This is a genomic window from Streptomyces sp. LARHCF249 (assembly GCF_052871255.1).
This window is the reverse complement of sequence record NZ_JBIXJQ010000025.1, coordinates 5938-8931: the sequence shown is the minus strand read 5'-3', so window position 1 is coordinate 8931 and position 2994 is coordinate 5938. Positions and strand designations below refer to the sequence as shown.

Annotated in this window: 3 protein-coding genes; 1 reads left to right on the top strand and 2 read right to left on the bottom strand. The window is 71.1% G+C overall.

The window, feature by feature from the left end; translation table 11 throughout:
- Positions 1-20 precede the first annotated feature (20 nt).
- A complete protein-coding gene (locus ACIPUC_RS36830) occupies positions 21-1040 on the bottom strand; it encodes a 3-oxoacyl-ACP synthase III family protein (protein WP_446594800.1) in 1020 nt (339 codons plus the stop codon).
- A gap of 37 nt (positions 1041-1077) precedes the next feature.
- On the bottom strand, positions 1078-2283 hold the full coding sequence (locus tag ACIPUC_RS36825; protein ID WP_446594798.1) for a cytochrome P450: 1206 nt from the start codon (positions 2281-2283) through the stop codon (positions 1078-1080).
- 564 nt (positions 2284-2847) lie between these two features.
- On the opposite strand from ACIPUC_RS36825, the gene ACIPUC_RS36820 reads away from it, so the two are divergent.
- A partial coding sequence (locus tag ACIPUC_RS36820) for a DUF5302 domain-containing protein (protein ID WP_446594807.1) occupies positions 2848-2994 on the top strand: 147 nt, incomplete at its 3' end.

The window sequence follows — 2994 nt, the reverse complement described above, 5'->3', positions numbered from 1 at the left end:
GGGGCGGCGGCAGGCCGGGTTCACACCTCGAAGACGGCGCTCGCCCAGCTCATGCCGCGTCCGACGGCGGCCAGGGCGACGTGGTCGCCCTGCCGGAGGGCGTTGTGCTCGACGTCCCGGGCCAGGGCGAACAGCGGGTCGGCGGCACCGAGGTGCCCGTAGTCCTCGGCGAGCGGCAGGTTGGTGCGCTCCGCGGGGAAGTCCAGGGCCGCGACGAGTCCCGCCATCGCCGGCTGGTTGTCGAAGGGCAGGTTGAGCCGGGCCAGGTCGGTGAAATCGACACCGGCCCGCTTGCAGGCGCGTTCCACGACGAGCCGGTACTGGTTGCGGGAGTGGGCGCCGAACGCGGAGATCTTCTCGTGGTCGTCGCCGAAGTACTCCTTCACCTCGGCGATGCCCCGTACTCTCGGTGCGCCGCCCGCCGCGCCAGGCGTGCCGAAGGGGGCCGCCGCGCCTCCCGCGTCGAGGCGGAAGAAGTCGACGTAGGTGCCGTCCGTGGTGATGTCGCTCGCGCGCCAGCGCAGCCGGTCGTGACCGCGGCGGGCGACCGCCGCGACTGCACCGTCCGAGAAGCAGCCCGCCCCCGTCTCCAGCCGGTTCCAGTAGGGCTCGGCGACGCGGCTGGCCGCGACCACCACGGCCGTCCGGTACTCGGGATGGGTGGCGAACTTCCCGGCAACCAGGTCGAACGCGGCGACGCCCGACGAGCACGCCTGGGTCAACAGGACCGCCTCCGCGCCGTCGGCGCCGAGCCGGTGCAGGAGGCTCGCCGCCGCGTCCCAGTACAGGTACTCGGTGATGTCGGTGACCGCGAGGACCAGCAGGTCGATGTCGCCGGCGTCCGTGCCGGCGGCGTCCAGCGCCTTCCGTACGGCCCGGTACGACAGGTCCGTCAGGCCCACCCCTTCGGGACACCGGTGCATGTAGCGGCTCGCGTAGGTGCGGACCCGCTCCATGTCCTCGGTGTACTCGGCGGCGACGTCCAGCACCGGTACCTCGTCGCCGAGTTCGTAGCCGAGCGCCATCAGGCCGAAGCTCATGTGATCTCCTTGTCTGGGGCCCCTCCGGGCCGTGCCGCTACCAGGTGACCGGCAGCCGGTGCACGCCGTAGATGGCCATGTCGGTACACAGGGGTATCTCCTCGGCCGGAACAGCCATCCGCAGGCGCGGGAACCGGCGCAGCAGGCCGGCGTACGCGATCCGCAGCTCGACCCGTGCGAGATGGTGTCCGAGGCACTGGTGCACGCCGTGCCCGAACGACAGCTGGCCGCCCGGCCTCCGCCCGGGGTCGAACCGCTCCGGGTCGCCGTCGAAGCGCTGCGGATCGCGGTTCGCGGCCGACAGGGAGAGCACGAGGCACTCACCGGCCGAGATCCGGTGGCCGCCCAGGTCGACGTCGGTCAGCGCGGTCCGCATCAGCCCCGCCCGGAAGAGCGGGAGGTACCGCAGCAGTTCCTCGACCGCGCTGTCGAGGAGGTCCGGCTCGGCCCTCAGCCCGGCCCACTGGTCCGGATGGCTCAGCAGGGTGTAGACGCCGAGTCCGAGCATGCTCGCCGTGGTCTCGTGGCCGGCGATCAGCACCACCAGCGCCACGGTCGCGATCTCCTGGTCGGAGAGCTCGTTCCCTTCGATCAGGCCGCTGATCAGGTCCGCCCCGGGCGCCGCGCGCCTGCGCGGCACGAGCCCGCCGAGGTAGGCGAGCATGCCAGCGTACGCGCCGTGGGTCTCCTCCTGCGTGGAGTCCAGCCGGAAGAAGGTGGCCACGTCGTGACGGAACATGTCCTGCTCGGCGTACGGCACGCCGAGGATCTCGCAGATCAGCAGCGTCGGGATCGGGACGGCGAACTCGGCGACGAGATCGGCTCCGCGCCCCGCGGCCTCCAGCGCGTCCAGCCGCTGCTCGACGATCTCCTCGATCCGGGGCGCCATTTCCCTGATCCGTCGCGCCGTGAAGTGCTTGGTGAGGAGCTTGCGGTAGCGGGTGTGCTCCGGTGGGTCCATACCGATGAACTGGCCGGGCTCCGCGGGTGTGATCCGCTCCGTGCCGAACGGGTGGTCGAAGGCGGCGTGGTGGTGCAGTTCCTGCCGTGCGCTGAACCGCTGGTCGGCGAGGACGGACCGCACCAGGGAATGGCTGGTGACCAGCCAGCCCCTGTGCCCGTCCGGGAACAGCATCGGGGTGACGGGGTCCCGGTCCCGGAACACCCCCAGTTCGAGGGGCGGGTCGAGAGGTGAGGGCCGTTCTGTGGGCAGCTTGACCGGCTGGCACAGGGTGTTGCGCACGTCCTACTCCATCTCTCTGGCATCTCGGAGGCCCCTCCAGCTTCGCGACGAGCCCTGGACACGCGCTCGAGCCGACCTCGAGCGGCGCCGCCGGGCCGCCGGCCGCGCCCGGCCCGGTCACAGTGGCGAGGCGCTCCAGGCCGCCGGGGAACTGACGGCCGAGGAGAGGGACAAGGCGCTCGACGCCGTACTGGGGCCCCGATCTGCTGGCAGAGCGGTCTGCTCGACCGGCTGCTGGAGCTCGCACGGCCCGAGGGGGTCCCGGCCCCCGCCGACGCCGCCTCGGCCACGGCCGCGGGCATCGCCATCGTCGGCGTCTTCGCGCTCGACGCGTCTCCTCAGCCCGCTCCTGCCCGCCTCGAAGACCCCTCAGGCCGCGCCGGAGGAGCCCGCCGCGCAGACCCCCGGGGAGACCGCGGCGCCCGCCACCAAGGACCGGCTGCTCCTTGACACCGCCTGACCCCGGAAATGGCTAATTCCATTGCCTGGAGTCGTGAATGCGGGGTCGTCATTCCAGAAATTCTGTGCCAGACTTTTTCTGTCGATTGATTGCAGGAGGTACGTATGACTGACAAGTCGTTCGACGGTGGCGTTGCAGAAGATGCCAAGGAAAAGTTCCGGGCTGCACTGGAGCGCAAGTCCAACGCATCGCGCGCCCGCACGGCTCACGAAGAGGGCCGCATCAAGGTGAAGAACATGAGCGGTTCGGCC

Bases quoted from the DNA above. Each gene is read 5' to 3' on its own strand.
- ACIPUC_RS36830 (WP_446594800.1), bottom strand. From the start codon at position 1,040: ATGAGCTTCGGCCTGATGGCGCTCGGCTACGAACTCGGCGACGAGGTA.